This window comes from Streptomyces sp. NPDC048416 (assembly GCF_043200435.1).
Lineage (GTDB): Bacteria > Actinomycetota > Actinomycetes > Streptomycetales > Streptomycetaceae > Streptomyces.
Map to the genome: position 1 here is coordinate 19,727 of NZ_JBICXU010000039.1, position 16,703 is coordinate 36,429.

Genomic DNA, 16,703 nt, shown 5'->3' on the forward strand with positions numbered 1-16,703 from the left:
TCTCCCCGTCACGATCGAGACGACCGACCCGATCCCTCCATCGAACAAGTCCTTACGGTATCCCTGCGACCCGCGTCGACAGCCCACGCGGCTTGTCGTGCAAGGACCTGCAAAGAACCGCAAGGACCCTGCAACGGCCTGTGGGAGGAAGGGGCGGCCAGGGCTCGCCGGTTACGGGGTGGGTCGCCGTCCGCGCAGTGCCGAGGCGAGCGCCGCCACCAGGGACATGACCGTGGCCGCCCCGAACACGGTGACCAGGCCGTCGTGGAAGGGGCCCGAGACCAGCTCGGGGAAGAAGCTGTGTCCGGTCAGGACCGCGACGTCGTGCGCGGGCAGGGTGTGCAGCACGCCGCTGGGCGCGAGCAGATGGCTGATCGGGTTGTCGCCGAGGAACGTGGCGAACAGGGTACTGACCGGCGGCAGCCCCGCCACCTGCTCCGCCGTCCCCGCGGGCACGCCCTGCGCCTGGAGGCCGCTGCTCAACGCGTGGGGCAGCGAAGCGGCGAGGCCGACGATCATCAGCGAGAAGGAGAGCCCCATCGACAGGGCGGTGCCGGAATTCTGGAACGTCGAGCGCATCCCCGACGCCACCCCGCGCTGCTCCGGCGCGACACTGCCCATGATCGCCGAAGTGTTCGGCGCGGAGAACATGCCCTGGCCCACCCCGCTGAGCAGCAAGAGCCCCGCGAACAGCGGATACGAGAAGTCGACCGGCAGAGCCAGCAGGCCGAGGAACGAGCAGGCCACGAGGAGCAACCCACTCGTGGAGAAGAGCCGCGCTCCGAAGCGGTCCGAAAGGTAGCCCGAGACGGGCCCGGCTATGAGGAAGCCCAGGGTGAGCGGCAGCATGAAGATGCCGGCCCACAGCGGGGTGCGCTCGAAGTCGTAGCCGTGCAGGGGCAGCCAGATGCCCTGGAGCCAGATGATCAGCATGAACTGCATGCCGCCCCGCGCGATCGCGGTGAGCAGCGCCGCCATATTGCCCGCGGCGAACGCGCGATTGCGGAACAGCCCGAGCCGGAACATCGGCTCGGGAATGCGGGTCTCCACGATGCAGAAGACCACGAGGAGCAGGACACCCGTGCCGAGGCCGCCCAGCACGAAGGGGTTGGTCCAGCCCGTCGAGTGGCCGCCGTAGGGCTGGATCCCGTACGTGATCGACGTCAGCAGGGCGCCCGCCCCCGCGGTGAAGGTCAAGTTCCCCACCCAGTCGATCCGGCCCGGCCTGCGGCTGCCGGTCTCGCGCAGACTGCGGTACGACCAGACGGTGCCGACCACACCGATCGGCACGCTGACCCAGAACACCGCCCGCCAGTCCACGGTGGCGAGGAGGCCGCCCACGATGAGGCCGAGGAACTGGCCTGCCAGGGCGGTGATCTGGTTGACGCCCAGCGCCATGCCGCGCTGCCGGGAGGGGAAGGCGTCGGTGAGGATGGCCGCCGAGTTGGCCGTCAGCATCGACCCGCCGACCGCTTGGACGACTCGGAAGCCGATCAGCCACAGCGCGCCGCTGCCGCCCTTGAACGGGTCGAGGGAGAGGGCGAGCGAGGCGCAGGCGAAGACGGCGAAGCCCCTGTTGTACATGCGGACCCGGCCGAACATGTCACCGAGGCGCCCCAGCGAGACGACGAGCACGGCGGACACCAGCAGATAGCCGAGGATCATCCACAGCAGGTAGCCGATGTTGCCCGGGGCGAGCGGGTCGAGCCCGATGCCGCGGAAGATGGCGGGCAGGGAGATGATCACGATCGAGCCGTCGATCGTGGCGATCAGCACGCCGAGGGTGGTGTTGGACAGAGCGACCCACTTGTAGCGGTCGTTCCGCTCCTGGGGGGCGCGGGTCAGGGCCGTGCCGCCCGTGCCGCCCGTGCCGGAGGGGGCGTTGCCGGGTGTGGGGCCTTTGGTCGTCACAGCCGCTCCGCGAGTCGTCCGAGCAGCGACAGCGCGGCCACGAGTTCGTGCCGCTCGGCGCTGGTGAATTCGGCCTCGATCGCGTGCGCGAGGCCCTGTACCGACTCCGAGCGCCGGTCCCTGACCACCGTGCGCCCGGCGTCGGTCACCGTCATCACCACCCGGCGCCGGTCCAGGGTGTCCGGCTGCCGGCTGACGAGCCCCCGGCGCTCAAGGGCGGCCAGCGTGGTGGCCATGGCCTGCGGCCGGACGCGTTCCAGTTCCGCGAGCGCCCCCGGGGACTCGGGCCCGTCCCGTTCGAGCCGGGCCAGCACGGAGACCTCGGACAGCGTCGTGTCACCGACGGCGTGCGCCTGCCGGAGCTTGCGAGCGATCCGGCCGACGGTCAGTCGTAGAGTCGCCGCGACCTCGCTGGGGTCCTCCGGCGCGGGAGAGCTGTCGTCCATGAATAGTTACAATAGGCTTATCAAGCCGTCGTAACAATGGGTGTGGGAGGTCGCGGGAGCCGCGTAACGCTGGGGGAGGCCGCGGAACGCCGGGGAACGCCACCGAGCGCCGGGGGAGGCTCGACGTGGGAGGCCGCGGAATACCGCGGAAGGAGTCCCGCCCGCGGTCCGCGCAGGAGCGGGTGCGTCTCCGTCTCCGGGTGCCGCCCGCCGCCCCAACTGTCCTCACCCGCCTCGTTCTAGGTCAGGGTGACCCTCAGCTCGTACCGCTGGCCGGTGCTGATGGCCTCCGCCTGCTCGTACAGATCGGCCGACGTGAACCCGAGCAGCGCCTGGTCGGCGGCGCGGCGCAGGAGCGGCACGATCCGGTCCGGCGGCAGGCCGCGGTGCGTGGCGGCCAGCTCGGCGAACGCCTCCTGATAGGAGACGCCACGGCCGGCCGAGCCGTCGGCGAGGAGCCGTGGCAGCGCCCTCTTGTCGATGCGGATGGTGCCCATGGCCGCTCCCTCTCTCGATGACCCGGTCGGCCCGGCACGGGCCGACCCCAGGTTTCCGACGCTAGAGGGAGCCACTGACAATCCAGTCGCCCCTTGGCCGAGGGGGCCTTGAGCCCGTTGGCCGACCCGGGCGGATTGCACCGGCCCGCGCGAAGAATCCAGGGCATTTCACTCCGCCGCGAGAGGACGAATTACAGCGTCGCCCGGCGCAACCTCCCGCGCACCCACTTTCCCGCCCCACAGTCAATTCACAAACACGCGACATGAAACGAAGCGGCGCCTTCCGCCGGAATCCCGACAGAAGGCGCCGCGCCGCTTTTTATGCCCTCTTTAGAGGAGCCTCGCCAACTCTTTGCGCGAGCCTTGCGTCATTAACGGTGGCAGACCTTGCGCGCCTTGTGCCATGTCTTGGTCCAGTGGCCCGGGTGGACCCGGCCGTGCCGGTCGCGCGTGGCCTTGTGCCAGGTCTTCGTCCAGTACCCCTTGACTACGTGGCACCGCTCCTTGCCGCCGTGAGCCGCCGCCGCGACCGTGTGCTGCGGCGCCGCCTCAGCGACACCGACCGAGGAGAAAGCCACTCCTGCGGCGAGTGCGGCAGTAGCAGCACCGAGAGCGATCGCACGCTTGACGCCTTCAATCATGACTCCACCTTTCTGTTTTTTAACACCGTCCGACGAGTTGGACAACGACAGTTTTATCACCGATGACACGGAGGAATACGGGGGTCGCTCGGGCGCGCGGGAGCATTAAGCAGTTGCGAGTTAAACCACGCGCGCCCCCAGGAAAGCGACCCCGCCCTTCACCGCCAAAAGGGTGCTCTGTCTAATTCTGGAGCGGCTACAGGCGCGGGTACATGTCATTTATGGGCGACCCTGTTCCCGGGGCACGGCCCACACGCGAAAGCGGCGCCCACGGCCCATAAAGGCGCGAGCGCCACGCTCGGGTGCTGTCGGTGCTGTCGGTGCTGTCGGTGCTGTCGGTGCTGTCGGTGCCGTTGGGTACGGGGGGTCGGCGCCCGGGCAGTCGGGGCGGCCGGAGTGGAGTGGCCGGGTATGGCCGGGGCGGTCAGGTGCGGCGGTGGCCGGGGTGGCCAGGTGCGGCGCGGGTGGCCGGGGCGGTTGGGTGCGGCGCGGGTGCGGCTCGGGTGGTCGGGCGGCCCGGCCGAGGCCCCGGATGGGCATACCGTCGATCAGCCCGAAAAGTCCGCGCCACCGCGCCACCGCGCCCGTTCGACCGCGATTAACGCCGCCGGCGTCCCGACCAGCCGTTGCCGATGCCCGCCACATGCAGGGCCAGCAGGGCCAGCCCGATCAGCATGACGTTGGTGGAGGTGAACACATCGTTGGTCGAAATGTCCGCAGCGTTGATCAGAAACGCGATCGCGAACAGTATCGCCGCGCCTATGGCCAGCATGGCATCTCCCCTAATCCGGCCTATCCGGTTGATGCCCGCCGAGTACCCCTACTCACCGGCGGGAACCCCGTGCTTCCGGTCGCGCGCCAGGAAGGGGGCACGCGCCGTTTCCGCTTATGGCCGGGTGCCCAGAGCCAGGAGCGCCACGGCGAGCAGTCGCACTCCTACAAGGGCGAGCGAATCTGCTGCGAGTGGCAGAGAAAGTGCCCGGTGCGGGGCCCTGACCCCCCGCACGCCGCCTACCGGGTGGCCGTCCCAGCCGGACACCGGCCTGCCGTATCCGCCCCAGGTGTGACTCGTTGTGCGGATCATGGCACCCACCCCCCGCCGCTCGCTGCGGCCCACCTTGTTGCTGTCCGCGCTCCTGCTCACGGGCACCGGAACAGTGGCGGCACATGCCGTCGAAGCGCCTTCCGAGGGCAGTTATGCCGCCCTCGGCGACTCCTATTCCTCCGGTCTCGGCGCCGGGGACTACCGGGCCGGTGAGTCCTGCGGACGCAGCTCCCACTCCTACCCCGAGCTGTGGGCCGCCGCGCACCCGGCACGTCGGTTCGCCTTCACGGCCTGTTCCGGAGCCACCACCCAGGACGTCATGAAGAACCAGTTGGGCCCGCTGGACAAGGGGACCCGGCTCGTCAGCATCACCGCCGGCGCCAACGACGCGGGGTTCGCCGACGTGATGAGTGCCTGTGTCCTCGGCAGCGACAGCACCTGTCAGAGCAAGGTCGCCGCAGCCCGCGACTACGTCGTGAACGAGCTTCCCCCCGCCCTGGACGCGACGTACGGCGCCATCAGGGAGAAGGCCCCCAAGGCCCTCGTCGTCGTCCTCGGCTACCCCCGGCTCTTCACCCCGCACGGCACGTGTGCGCGCGGCATGAGCCAGGCGAAACAGAACACGCTCAACGACGCCGTCGACGTGATCAACCGGGTCATGTCCGAGCGGGCCACCAACCACGGCTTCACCTTCGGCGACGTCACCAAACGCTTTACCGGGCACGGGATCTGCTCCGCCTCGTCGTGGATCCACTCCGTCACGTTCCCCGTCAACGAGTCGTACCACCCCACCGCCAACGGCCAGGAACAGGGTTACCTCCCGGAGTTCACCAGGTTCGCCCGGCTCTGAGCCCCGGGCCCCGCCGCGCACGCCGTGACCTGGATGCCGTGGGGGCGCGAGCCGTCTCAGCCCGCTCCTCCCGGCACCACCAGGCCGGACTCGTAGGCGATCACCACCGCGTGGGTGCGGTTCTGCGCACCGAGCTTGCTGAGCACGTTCCCGACGTGGGTCTTCACTGTCTCCAGGCTCACCATGAGCGACGTCGCGATCTCCGGGTTGGAAAGGCCCGTGGCCATCGACCGCAGGACTTCCTCCTCCCGGTCCGTCAGCGTCGCGTGCGGCAGCGCCTGGGCGCAGTCCAAGGGCCGGGCGGTGACCATGCGGCGCAGTGCCGCCGGGAAGAGGATCGCCTCGCCCGTCGCCACCACCCGCACGGCCTCCGCGATCTGCGGGACCGGATGCCGCTTGAGCACGAATCCGGCGGCCCCCGCGCTGAGCGCGGCGGTGACATAACCGTCGTTCTCGAAGGTGGTGATCACGACGACCTTCGGCGGCCGGGCAAACTCGGCAAGGAGGCGGCGGGTGGCCTCAAGGCCGTCGCACCTGGGCATCCGGACATCCATCAGGACCACGTCCGGGCGCAGCAGCTCCGCCCGCTCGATCGCCTCGTGGCCGTCGGCGGCCTCCCCGACCACGGCGATCCCCGGTTGCGCTCCGAGCAGCAGCCGCAGACCGCTCCGGGTCACCGCGTCGTCGTCCGCGATCAGCAGGGTGACGGGAGCGGCGACAGGGGTGCTGACGGATGCGCCGGGGCCATGGGCGCTCATGCGGCCGGCCGTAGGGGCAGCCGGACCGCCAGCCGCCAGTGCCGCGGGCCGTCCGGACCGGTCTCGATCGTGCCGTGCAACAGCCGTACGCGCTCGGCGAGTCCCGCCAGTCCGTGGCCGGACGTCGGGAAGGGGTTCGGGCCCGGGGCCGTCCGCGTCTCGTTGACCACGCTGAGTTCCAGTACGGTCCGTGCGGCCGTCACCCGTACCTGGACCGGGCCGGCGGCCCCGTGCCGCAGCGCGTTCGTCAGGCCCTCCTGGACGATCCGGTACGCCGCCCTGGAGAGGGTGGCCCGCACCCGCGCCAGGTCGCCCGACAGCTCCGGCTCCACCACCGCGCCCCCGTGCCGCAGCCGTTCCAGGAGCTCGGGCAGGTCGGCCAGGGTGCGGGTGGGCGCGGTCGTTGCGTTCTCCGCGCGCAGCACGCCCAGTACGTAGTCAAGGTCCTCCAGGGCGGTTCGGGCCGACTCCTCGATGCTGCGCAGGGCGCCCCGGGCGGCGGCCGGGTCGGCGAGCAGCAGCTCGCCCGCCACGGCGGCCTGGATGGTGGTCGCGGTCAGTGTGTGTCCGATGGAGTCGTGCAACTCGTGGGCCAGTCGGTTGCTTTCGGCCAGCCGCAGCTCCCGCTCGGCGGCCAGCGCGAGCCGCTCGGCGGTCGAGGGCCCCAGCAGCCCGGGGGCCAGCCGGCGCAGGACGTACGTCACCCCCACGCACAGGGTCGCGGCGAGCAGCAGGCAGCCGAGCGCCAACGCCCAGCTCACCCAGCCGCCGTCGGCCCGCACGGTCCAGCCGAACAGACTGAGCCCCGCCTCGGCTTCGAACCACCCCCATGGCAGCGTCAGGCCCGCGATGACCAGCACCCCGCCGACCAGCGTCCCCGTCCACCCCGCCGCCACGTGCAGCAGCAGCCACAGCGATGTGCGCCAACGGTCGGTGGCGGGCCCGGTACGGGGCGAGCTCGTGGGCCGGCGCGGGGCCACCGGGTCCGGCAGCGGCACCCGCAGCAGCCGGCGGGCCGACACGATCAGCACGCGTCGTGTGGTGCGGGCGAGCCCCAGAGCGCCGATGAGCGCCCCCCAGACGAGAAGGGCCAGCGCCGTCCGCACGCCATAAGGGCCCGACGGCCACACGAGGACCGGCACCATCGCGAACGGCAGCGGAACAAGGCTCGCCAATGGGCCGCCCAGGGCGAAGAGCACGCCCGCATACGTGGAGCCGCGCACCAGCGGCCGAAGTCCCCTCAACATGATCCGGTCAGTATGACTGGCTCGCTGACCTGCGGCCTCCCCCGATCGAGGGAGCAGACTCTCCTGCCTTCAAGCGATGTGCGCCCGCGCCTGCGTGACACAGGATCGGGCCCTGCACGGATGGCGACAGATGACGGAGGCGGCCAGTGATCACAGGCGACGGTATGCGCGACCACACACGCGACCACACACGTGACGACACACGTGACCCCACACACATGGGCATCCAGGACCGCACACGCCTGGGCACTCCAGGGACGCACGCGCCGGGGACCGAGGTGCCGCCCGGGAGGAACGGGCCGGCCCTGGTCGCCATGGTGTTCGGCGTGTTGAGCCTCAGTACCTCGATCGTCCTCATCGGCGGTCCGCTCGGCGTCATCGGACTCGTCCTGGGCGTCGTCGCCCTGCTCACGGCGAAGCGGACCGGCGCCGGCCGGGGCAGAGCCGTCACCGCCGTGGTGACATCGGCGCTCGCGATCCTGGTCTCCGTCCTGACCGCGATCTTCCTCGCCTGGTACGCGAACCACACGCAGAAGTGCTATCGGCCCGACAGCTTCAGCCAGTACGAGCAGTGCGTGCGCCAGCAGCTCGCGGGCACCTGACGCGCGGCCGAACGCCCCCTATTCCACCAGGAGTTGACTCATGCGCAAGCAGGAACGGCACAGGCTCCGCCGACGCGGCGCCGTAACCGCGGTGGCCGTCGGCATCATGACGGCGGGTGTTCCGGCGCCGCCCCCGGCGTCCGCCGCCGGGCGCCCGGACCCGGTCCAGCGGGGCCTCGACGCGCTGGTGCGGGACGACGGTCTGCCGGCCGCTCTGGCCGGCGTCAAGGACAGGGACGGACACATCCGCAGCTACACCGCAGGCAGCGGTGACCTGGCCACCGGGTCGAGGGTGCCGACCGACGGGCAGGTAAGGATCGGCAGCAGCACCAAGACGTTCACTGCTGTCGTCGTGCTGCAACTGGTCGGGGAGGGCAAGGTGGGCCTCGACGCCCCCGTCGACACGTACCTGCCCGGACTGCTGCGCGGCGACGGCATCGACGGCCGTCACATCACGGTCCGGCAGTTGCTCCAGCACACCAGCGGGCTGCCGGAATACGGCAACTACCTCGACGACAAGGCCGTTCAGCACCGGTACTTCGAGCCCCGCGACCTCATCGACATCGCGCTCAAGCACAAGGCCGACTTCGCCCCGGGTGCGCGCTGGGAGTACAGCAACACGAACTACGTCCTGGCGGGCCTGATCATCCAGAAGGTCACCGGCCGCCCCCTCGCCGAGGAAATGGACCGGCGCGTCATCCAGCGCATCGGGCTGCGCCACACCTGCTTCCCGGCCCCCGGCGACCAGGCCCTGCGCGAACCGCACCCGCACGGCTACTACCAGGACGCGGCCGACGCGCCGCTGCGCGACGTCACGGAACTGGACCCCTCATGGGGCTGGGCCGCGGGCCAGCTGATCTCCACCAACTCCGATCTCAACCGCTTCTTCAGCGCGCTCCTGGGCGGCCGGCTCCTCCCGGCGGCCCAGCTCGCCCAGATGCGTACCACCGTCCCCGTCGGGAACAACGGAGCAGGTTACGGCCTCGGGCTCATGAGCAGGCCGTTGTCGTGCGGCGGCGTCTACTGGGGTCACGGCGGCGACATCCAGGGATACGAGGTCCGGGGCGGCGCCACCGACGACGGACGCGCCGCGAACGTGACCGTGACCGAGATCCCGCCCGAGGCGGCGGGCACCGACCGCGTCGAACGCGTCGTGGACACGGCCCTGTGCCGCGCTGCGCCGGGACGGCCCGGCTCCCGCTGAGGCGCCGCGGACGGCGAAGACCGCCGGCCGCGGCCGAGGCCTTACGGCCGCCGCCCCCTTCCCCGGCCCGCTGCCCGGCACGTCAGGGAAGGGAAAGGGAAAGGGAAAGGGAAAGGGGGAAAGAACTCGGCGGTGCCTCAGATGTCCCGGAAGATCTCGATCTGTGCGCCCACCGAGTTGAGGCGTTCCGCCAGGTCCTCGTAGCCGCGGTTGATGACGTACACGTTGCGCAGTACTGAGGTGCCCTCGGCGGCCATCATGGCGAGCAGCACCACCACGGCCGGGCGCAGGGCCGGGGGGCACATCATTTCTGCGGCGCGCCAGCGGGTGGGTCCCTCCACCAAAACCCGGTGCGGGTCGAGGAGTTGGAGGCGGCCGCCGAGGCGGTTGAGGTCCGTGAGGTAGATCGCGCGGTTGTCGTAGACCCAGTCGTGGATCAGCGTCTGGCCCTGGGCGGACGCCGCGATCGCCGCGAAGAACGGCACGTTGTCGATGTTCAGGCCGGGGAACGGCATCGGGTGGATCTTGTCGATCGGCGCCTCCAGCTTGGAAGGCCGTACGGTGAGGTCGATCAGACGGGTGCGCCCGTTGTCGGCGGGGTACTCCTCGGTGCGGTCGTGGTCGAGGCCCATTTCCTCAAGGACCGCGAGCTCGATCTCCAGGAACTCCACCGGGACCCGGCGGATCGTCAGCTCGGACTCGGTCACGACGGCCGCGGCGAGCAGGCTCATCGCCTCGACCGGGTCCTCGGAGGGGGAGTAGTCGACGTCCACGTCGATGTCCGCCGTGCCGTGCACGGTCAGGGTGGTGGTGCCGATGCCGTCGACCCGCACGCCCAGCGCTTCCAGGAAGAAGCACAGGTCCTGGACCATGTAGTTGGACGAGGCGTTGCGGATGACGGTGACGCCCTCGTTGCGGGCGGCGGCGAGCAGGGCGTTCTCGGTGACGGTGTCGCCGCGTTCGGTCAGGACGATCGGGCGCTCGGGCGAGGTGCGGTTCACCTCGGCGTGGTAGATCCCCTCGGTGGCCGTGATGTCGAGGCCGAACCGGCGCAGGGCGATCATGTGCGGCTCGATGGTACGGGTGCCGAGGTCGCAGCCGCCGGCGTACGGCAGCCGGAAGCGGTCCATGCGGTGCAGCAGCGGGCCGAGGAACATGATGATCGAGCGGGTCCTGCGGGCGGCGTCCGCGTCCATCGCGTCCAGGTCGAGCCGGGCCGGCGGCACGATCTCCAGGTCGGTGCCCTCGTTGATCCAACGGGTGCGCACACCAATGGAGTTGAGGACTTCCAGGAGCCGGTACACCTCTTCGATGCGGGCCACTCGGCGCAGCACGGTGCGGCCCTTGTTGAGCAGCGATCCGCAGAGCAGCGCGACACAGGCGTTCTTGCTCGTCTTGACGTCGATCGAGCCCGAGAGGCGGCGGCCGCCCACGACACGCAGGTGCATGGGGCCCGCGTAGCCGAGCGAGACGATTTCGCTGTCGAGCGCTTCTCCGATGCGCGCGATCATCTCAAGGCTGATGTTCTGGTTCCCGCGCTCGATGCGGTTCACGGCGCTCTGGCTGGTGCCCAGAGCCTCGGCCAACTGCGTCTGCGTCCAGCCCCGGTGCTGCCGGGCGTCACGGATGAGCTTGCCGATGCGTACGAGGTAGTCGTCTGCCATAGGGGCAGGTTATCTCAGATATGAGATGTGTTCTCGCTGGGGTGAGCCGTCGGGGTGAGGCGTCAAGGTGAAGGCCCGTCAACTCCGATCCTGTGCGCCCCGCGCGACAGCGGCAAACGGAACTGATCCGTCCGGGGTGCGTCGCAGTGTCGGCCCTGTCGGCCCCGGCGTGTCGCCGCGGAGTGCGCGCCCGAGAAGGCGAGGACGAGACACCCGAACAGTGGCCTGTCCTTGGGGCCAGGTGGGAGGTACGCGAACCACGGCCCGTCCCCAGAGGGCAGGGCGAGATGCGCCAACAGCGGCCCGCCTCGGAGGCCACGGCGAGACCCGCGTACCTCTGCGCGTCCGAGCGCCGCGCGTCCGAGCGCGGCGGGCCCGGCGGCGTCGTTATCGCGACGCCTCCATGACGTGGTGGATCGCGCGGGCGACATCGCCGGTGACGTGCGTGGGACGGTGACCGTCCTGCGGCCAGGCGCGACCGTCCGTCACCCACACGCTGCGCAGCCCGAGCGCGTCGGCGCCCGCGATGTCGGCGTGGGGCGCGTCGCCGATGACCCACGCGCCCAGGAGGGGAGCGCCGACCGCGGCGGCCGCCGCCCGGAAGATCCGCGGGTCGGGCTTCTTGTAGCCGACGCCTTCCGAGACGACCCAGCCCTGGACGAGTTGGTCAAGTCCGCAGGTACGGATCTTTGCTTCCTGCTGGCTGGTGCGGCCGTTGGTGACGATGACGCACGTCCAGCCGTTTGCCCGTGCCTTCTCCAGGGCCTCGCGGGTCGGGGGAGCGAGGAGGACGCGGTCGGCCCCGCCGTTGTCGAGGAGGGCGCGGATCGCGGCGGCCGGCACCGCGTCGCCGTACCGGCCGGCGAGGGCGGCGGCCACGTCGTGACGCGGGGGAAGCGGTGCGAGGGAAGCGGTGCGAGACGGTGGTGCAAGGTGGTGATCGTGTGCTCACCGCACCACCGGGTTCACGGCGGAGCGGATGACCTGACCGTGGCGTCGTTCCGGAGCGGGTGACCGACGCCTGTTGCGGAGCGGGTGACCGGTCCCTGTTGCGGAGCGGGTTACCCCCCCGTGTCCGGTGGCGCCGCTCAGCTCGCGGTTTGTTCCGGTGGGAAGTCGGCGCTGAGGGTCTCCTCCCGCCAGTCGTCGAACGTGGTCCTGAGGGAGTCCAGCTTGGCGGTGGCGATGTCGTATGCGGCCTTGCCCAACAGCAGGCGCAGCGGGGGCACTTCGGCCGTGACGGCGTCGATGACGGCCCGGGCGGCGCGTGCCGGGTCGCCGGGCTGGTGACCGTGGGTGGCCAGGGTGCTCGCGCGTCGGGTGCCCGCGGTCGCGGCGTAGTCGGCGATGGTGGTGGCGGACTGGCGCATGGAGGGCCCGGACCAGTTGGTGCGGAACGCGGCGGGTTCGACGATCGTGACCTTGATGCCGAGTGGCGCGACCTCGGCGGCCAGGGACTCGGAGAGCCCTTCCACGGCGAACTTGCCTGCGTGGTAATAGCCGGTGGCGCCGAAGGCGATGAGGCCGCCGAGGGAGGACACGTTCACGATGTGGCCGGTGCGGCGGGCTCGCATGCCGGGCAGGACGGCCTTGGTGGTGTCCACCAGGCCGAAGACATTGGTGTCGAACAAGGCACGCACCTCGTCGTCCTCGCCCTCCTCGACGGCGGCGAGGTAGCCGTAGCCCGCATTGTTGACCAGTACGTCGATCTGTCCGAAGGCGGCGTGTGCCTGGGCGACGGCGTCCGTGATCTGCCGGGCGTCGGTGACGTCCAGGGGCAACGCGATCGCGCGTTCCTCGTGCCCGGCGATCAGGTCGGCGGCCTTGCCGGGGTCCCGGGCCGTGACCACCGCCCGCCAGCCGTGTTCCAGTACGGCCCGGGCCAGCTCCCGGCCCAAGCCGGAGGAGCAGCCTGTGATGAACCAGACGGGAGAATCAGTGCAGGTCATGCGGAATATTCCCTTCATCTTGAGTGTCCGGGAGGGCGGTGAGGGCGAGGCTGCCCAGCAGGGCCAGCGACTGTTCGGCAGCGCTGCCGGGTTCGGCTCGGTAGACCACCAGATGCTGACCGGGCGCGCTGTTGACGGAGAAGGTCTCGAAATGCAGAGTCAGATCGCCGACCGACGCGTGGTGAAAACGTTTGGCCGATGCCGTCTTCGCCCGCACCTCGTGGCGCGCCCACATGCGGGCGAAGTCGTGGTCACGTACGGAGAGTTCGCCCACCAGCGCAGCGCCTCGCCGAGGGTGTTGACGGCCAGCAGGTCGAGGTGGCGGCCGTAGACCAGGGCCGGGGTGTGCGCCCAGGCGTCCAGCAAGGACACCAGGTGCGGGCCGGCGTACTCCCGGGCGGCCGCCGGGGGCCGTGCGTGCTGTGACGGATCGACGAGGGCGCGCAGGTGGGCGGCTTCCTCGTCCCCCAGCAGGAGTGCGGCGGCCAATGCCCTCTGGACCTGGGGCGAGGGATTGCGTTCGCGGCCCTGTTCCAGCCGCACGTAGTAGTCGGTGCTCACTCCCGCGAGGACGGCAACCTCCTCCCGGCGCAGACCGGGGGTGCGGCGCGTCCCGGCAGGCATCGCGTGGTCCCTCGGGCCGCACCAGTGCGCGCCGGGCCCGCAGGAACTCACTCAGCCGGTTCTTGTCCATGCCTGCCAACGTACGGGCCGGCACCGCCACCCGGGTGGCCCTGCCGCACCCACCCGGACGAAGGCGGTCAGCCGTTGCTCCAAGGCCTCGGCGTGGCTGCCTCGCGCGGCTGGGTTCGATGGCGAGGAAAGGCCGCACGACTGGGGTGCGCTGAGTGGGCGGCCCGGTTCGACGACGGCGGTGGGCGCGGTTCGACGGCGGCGCCAGGCCCGCCTCGACGGCGGCGGACGGGCTCGCCCGCGCATGACCTACCGGCGGCGATGTACTAGAGTTATCTCGACATCGAGATATCTACCGAGGCGCACCGCAGCCGACGCTCGGTAAGGGTTACCTAACTTAGCCTTACCTCAGCGGATCGACAACACGTCGTGGCGGCAGGATTGTGGTGGAACGCGCACATCAATGAAGGAGACTGTCGTGTCGGCGAACAGCTTCGACGCCCGCAGCACGCTGCGCGTGGGCGACGAGTCGTACGAGATCTTCAAGCTGGACAAGGTCGAGGGCTCCGCGCGCCTCCCTTACAGCCTGAAGGTTCTCCTGGAGAACCTGCTCCGCACCGAGGACGGCGCGAACATCACCGCCGACCACATCCGGTCGCTCGGAAACTGGGACTCCCAGGCCCAGCCCAGCGAGGAGATCCAGTTCACGCCGGCCCGCGTGATCATGCAGGACTTCACCGGTGTGCCCTGTGTCGTGGACCTCGCCACCATGCGTGAGGCCGTCAAGGAGCTCGGCGGCGACCCGGCGAAGGTCAACCCGCTCTCCCCGGCAGAGCTGGTCATCGACCACTCCGTCATCGCCGACAAGTTCGGCACCAAGGACGCGTTCGCGCAGAACGTGGAGCTGGAGTACGGCCGCAACAAGGAGCGCTACCAGTTCCTGCGCTGGGGCCAGACCGCCTTCGACGACTTCAAGGTCGTCCCGCCGGGCACCGGCATCGTCCACCAGGTCAACATCGAGCACCTGGCCCGTACGGTCATGGTGCGGGGTGGCCAGGCCTACCCCGACACCCTCGTCGGCACCGACTCGCACACCACCATGGTCAACGGCCTCGGCGTGCTCGGCTGGGGCGTCGGCGGCATCGAGGCCGAGGCCGCGATGCTGGGCCAGCCGGTCTCGATGCTCATCCCGCGCGTCGTCGGCTTCAAGCTGACCGGCGAGCTGAACCCGGGCACCACCGCGACCGACCTGGTGCTCACGATCACCGAGATGCTGCGCAAGCACGGCGTCGTCGGCAAGTTCGTCGAGTTCTACGGCGAGGGTGTGGCGGCCACGAGCCTCGCCAACCGCGCCACCATCGGCAACATGTCGCCGGAGTTCGGCTCCACCGCCGCGATCTTCCCGATCGACGACGAGACCCTGAAGTACCTGCGTCTGACCGGCCGCGACGCCCAGCAGGTCGCGCTCGTCGAGGCGTACGCCAAGGAGCAGGGCCTCTGGCTCGACCCGGCCGCCGAGCCCGACTTCTCCGAGAAGCTGGAGCTCGACCTCTCCACGGTCGTCCCCTCCATCGCCGGCCCCAAGCGCCCGCAGGACCGCATCGTCCTCGCCAACGCCGCTGAGCGCTTCGGCCAGGACGTGCGCAACTACGTCGAGGACGACGACGAGGCGGGCAAGGAGTCCTTCCCGGCCTCCGACGCCCCGGCCACCACCAACGGTGTGCCGAGCCGCCCCACCCCGGTCACCCTGGCCGACGGCACGACGTTCGAGATCGACCACGGCGCCGTCACCGTCGCCGCGATCACCTCGTGCACCAACACCTCGAACCCGTACGTCATGGTCGCCGCGGCGCTCGTCGCGAAGAAGGCCGTCGACAAGGGCCTGACCCGCAAGCCGTGGGTCAAGACCACCCTGGCCCCGGGCTCGAAGGTCGTCACCGACTACTTCGACAAGGCCGGCCTCACCCCCTACCTCGACAAGATGGGCTTCAACCTCGTCGGGTACGGCTGCACCACCTGCATCGGCAACTCCGGTCCGCTGGACGAGGAGATCTCGAAGGCGATCAACGAGCACGACCTCGCGGTCACCTCGGTGCTCTCCGGCAACCGCAACTTCGAGGGCCGGATCAACCCCGACGTCAAGATGAACTACCTGGCGTCCCCGCCGCTGGTCGTCGCGTACGCCATCGCCGGCTCGATGAAGGTCGACATCACCACCGAGGCCATCGGCACCGACACCGAGGGCAACCCGGTCTACCTCAAGGACATCTGGCCCACCGAGGCCGAGGTCAACGACGTCGTGGCCAACGCCATCGGCGAGGACATGTTCAACAAGTCCTACCAGGACGTCTTCGCGGGTGACGCGCAGTGGCAGTCGCTGCCGATCCCGACCGGCAACACCTTCGAGTGGGACTCCGAGTCCACCTACGTCCGTAAGCCCCCTTACTTCGAGGGCATGACGATGGAGACCACCCCGGTCTCCGACATCCAGGGCGCCCGCGTCCTGGCGAAGCTGGGCGACTCGGTCACCACCGACCACATCTCCCCGGCCGGTGCGATCAAGGCCGACACCCCGGCAGGCAAGTACCTCACGGAGCACGGCGTCGAGCGTCGTGACTTCAACTCCTACGGCTCGCGCCGTGGCAACCACGAGGTCATGATCCGCGGCACCTTCGCCAACATCCGCCTGCGCAACCAGATCGCGCCGGGCACCGAGGGCGGCTTCACCCGCGACTTCACCGTCGAGGGCGGCCCGGTCTCCTTCATCTACGACGCCTCGCAGAACTACCAGGCCGCCGGCACCCCGCTGGTCATCCTGGCGGGCAAGGAGTACGGCTCGGGCTCGTCCCGCGACTGGGCCGCCAAGGGCACCGCGCTGCTCGGCGTCAAGGCCGTCATCGCCGAGTCCTACGAGCGCATCCACCGCTCGAACCTCATCGGCATGGGCGTCCTGCCGCTCCAGTTCCCCGAGGGCGCGACCGCTTCCTCGCTCGGCCTGACCGGCGAGGAGACCTTCTCCTTCACCGGCGTCGAGGAGCTGAACAACGGCACCACGCCGCGCACGGTGAAGGTCACCACCGACACGGCCCCCGGCGAAGCCGACAATGTACGCAGTGAGTTCGACGCGGTCGTGCGCATCGACACCCCCGGCGAGGCGGACTACTACCGCAACGGCGGCATCATGCAGTACGTGCTGCGCAGCCTGATCCGCAAGTAGGCACGGCAGAGCGTCAGAACGGCGGCAGGGCCGCACCCC

At 70.2% G+C, this 16,703-nt stretch carries 16 protein-coding genes; 4 read left to right on the forward strand and 12 right to left on the reverse strand.

What is annotated here, in order from left to right; all coding sequences use genetic code 11:
- Positions 1-171: 171 nt before the first annotated feature.
- From ACGFW5_RS31950 to ACGFW5_RS31970, 5 genes are all read right to left on the reverse strand, one after another.
- On the reverse strand, positions 172-1,845 hold the full coding sequence (locus ACGFW5_RS31950; RefSeq protein ID WP_393837853.1) for an MFS transporter: 1,674 nt from the start codon (positions 1,843-1,845) through the stop codon (positions 172-174).
- A gap of 62 nt (positions 1,846-1,907) precedes the next feature.
- Positions 1,908-2,357, reverse strand: coding sequence for a MarR family winged helix-turn-helix transcriptional regulator (locus ACGFW5_RS31955; RefSeq protein WP_393837822.1), 450 nt, complete (start codon positions 2,355-2,357; stop codon positions 1,908-1,910).
- A gap of 239 nt (positions 2,358-2,596) precedes the next feature.
- The gene (locus ACGFW5_RS31960; RefSeq protein WP_393837823.1) at positions 2,597-2,854 is read right to left on the reverse strand and encodes a hypothetical protein; all 258 of its coding nucleotides are present in this window, start codon (positions 2,852-2,854) and stop codon (positions 2,597-2,599) included.
- 371 nt (positions 2,855-3,225) lie between these two features.
- Positions 3,226-3,495: a hypothetical protein gene (locus ACGFW5_RS31965; RefSeq protein ID WP_393837824.1), complete on the reverse strand. Its 270-nt coding sequence runs from the start codon at positions 3,493-3,495 to the stop codon at positions 3,226-3,228.
- 598 nt (positions 3,496-4,093) lie between these two features.
- Positions 4,094-4,267, reverse strand: a complete 174-nt coding sequence (locus tag ACGFW5_RS31970; protein WP_393837825.1) for a hypothetical protein — start codon at positions 4,265-4,267, stop codon at positions 4,094-4,096.
- Between the two features lie 310 nt (positions 4,268-4,577).
- On the opposite strand from ACGFW5_RS31970, the gene ACGFW5_RS31975 reads away from it, so the two are divergent.
- On the forward strand, positions 4,578-5,390 hold the full coding sequence (locus ACGFW5_RS31975) for an SGNH/GDSL hydrolase family protein (RefSeq protein ID WP_393837826.1): 813 nt from the start codon (positions 4,578-4,580) through the stop codon (positions 5,388-5,390).
- A gap of 56 nt (positions 5,391-5,446) precedes the next feature.
- On the opposite strand, the gene ACGFW5_RS31980 is transcribed toward ACGFW5_RS31975, so the two are convergent.
- Together ACGFW5_RS31980 and ACGFW5_RS31985 are read right to left on the reverse strand one after the other, a co-directional pair.
- On the reverse strand, positions 5,447-6,148 hold the full coding sequence (locus tag ACGFW5_RS31980; protein WP_393837827.1) for a response regulator: 702 nt from the start codon (positions 6,146-6,148) through the stop codon (positions 5,447-5,449).
- A complete protein-coding gene (locus tag ACGFW5_RS31985) occupies positions 6,145-7,395 on the reverse strand; it encodes a sensor histidine kinase (protein ID WP_393837828.1) in 1,251 nt (416 codons plus the stop codon). Before ACGFW5_RS31985 ends, ACGFW5_RS31980 begins: the two co-directional genes overlap by 4 nt.
- Before the next feature lie 326 nt (positions 7,396-7,721).
- Here ACGFW5_RS31985 and ACGFW5_RS31990 point away from each other — a divergent pair, with 326 nt between their 5' ends.
- Together ACGFW5_RS31990 and ACGFW5_RS31995 are read left to right on the forward strand one after the other, a co-directional pair.
- Positions 7,722-7,997, forward strand: coding sequence for a DUF4190 domain-containing protein (locus ACGFW5_RS31990; protein ID WP_393837829.1), 276 nt, complete (start codon positions 7,722-7,724; stop codon positions 7,995-7,997).
- Between the two features lie 40 nt (positions 7,998-8,037).
- Positions 8,038-9,201, forward strand: a complete 1,164-nt coding sequence (locus ACGFW5_RS31995) for a serine hydrolase domain-containing protein (RefSeq protein WP_393837830.1) — start codon at positions 8,038-8,040, stop codon at positions 9,199-9,201.
- A gap of 137 nt (positions 9,202-9,338) precedes the next feature.
- Here ACGFW5_RS31995 and ACGFW5_RS32000 read toward each other — a convergent pair whose 3' ends face one another.
- The 5 genes from ACGFW5_RS32000 to ACGFW5_RS32020 all read right to left on the reverse strand — a co-directional run bounded on the left by ACGFW5_RS32000 (position 9,339) and on the right by ACGFW5_RS32020 (position 13,438).
- Complete coding sequence (locus ACGFW5_RS32000; RefSeq protein ID WP_393837831.1) at positions 9,339-10,865, reverse strand: helix-turn-helix domain-containing protein; 1,527 nt, start codon at positions 10,863-10,865, stop codon at positions 9,339-9,341.
- Positions 10,866-11,252: 387 nt separating this feature from the next.
- On the reverse strand, positions 11,253-11,744 hold the full coding sequence (locus ACGFW5_RS32005) for an HAD family hydrolase (protein ID WP_393837832.1): 492 nt from the start codon (positions 11,742-11,744) through the stop codon (positions 11,253-11,255).
- 209 nt (positions 11,745-11,953) lie between these two features.
- Complete coding sequence (locus tag ACGFW5_RS32010; RefSeq protein ID WP_393837833.1) at positions 11,954-12,814, reverse strand: oxidoreductase; 861 nt, start codon at positions 12,812-12,814, stop codon at positions 11,954-11,956.
- The gene (locus ACGFW5_RS32015) at positions 12,801-13,088 is read right to left on the reverse strand and encodes a hypothetical protein (protein ID WP_393837834.1); all 288 of its coding nucleotides are present in this window, start codon (positions 13,086-13,088) and stop codon (positions 12,801-12,803) included. Before ACGFW5_RS32015 ends, ACGFW5_RS32010 begins: the two co-directional genes overlap by 14 nt.
- Positions 12,974-13,438, reverse strand: a complete 465-nt coding sequence (locus ACGFW5_RS32020) for a helix-turn-helix domain-containing protein (protein WP_393837835.1) — start codon at positions 13,436-13,438, stop codon at positions 12,974-12,976. Before ACGFW5_RS32020 ends, ACGFW5_RS32015 begins: the two co-directional genes overlap by 115 nt.
- A gap of 487 nt (positions 13,439-13,925) precedes the next feature.
- On the opposite strand from ACGFW5_RS32020, the gene acnA reads away from it, so the two are divergent.
- Positions 13,926-16,664: an aconitate hydratase AcnA gene (gene acnA / locus ACGFW5_RS32025; protein WP_393837836.1), complete on the forward strand. Its 2,739-nt coding sequence runs from the start codon at positions 13,926-13,928 to the stop codon at positions 16,662-16,664.
- Positions 16,665-16,703 lie beyond the last annotated feature (39 nt).